This window comes from Achromobacter sp. GbtcB20 (assembly GCF_019091095.1).
GTDB classification, from domain to species: Bacteria; Pseudomonadota; Gammaproteobacteria; order Burkholderiales; family Burkholderiaceae_B; genus Achromobacter; species Achromobacter mucicolens.
Window position 1 is genome coordinate 1 of record NZ_JAGXJZ010000650.1, and the last position, 257, is coordinate 257.

Genomic DNA, 257 nt, shown 5'->3' on the forward strand with positions numbered 1-257 from the left:
TATCGACGCCGGCGAAGTAGAAAGCGAAGCAGCCCGTCAGCTTTTCGCCAACGAACATGACGTTGTTGCGGAACAGGTCGGCATGCACGGGCCCGCGCGGCAGGCGCGCGTAGGCTTCGGTGGCAGCAAACGCTTCCTGCGCGGCAACTTCCTCGCGCAGCAGGCGCGCATTCTCCGGCGCCAGGTGGGGCAGCACGACCGGCGCGGTCGCGCGCCACCAGGCCAGGCCGCGCAAGTTGGGCTGGGCCAGCGGAAAG

The 257-nt window shown here is 68.9% G+C and carries 1 protein-coding gene; it reads right to left on the bottom strand.

What is annotated here, in order from left to right:
* The coding region (locus KVT32_RS30585) for a phosphotransferase (protein WP_217619487.1) at positions 1–257 on the bottom strand (257 nt) is incomplete at both ends.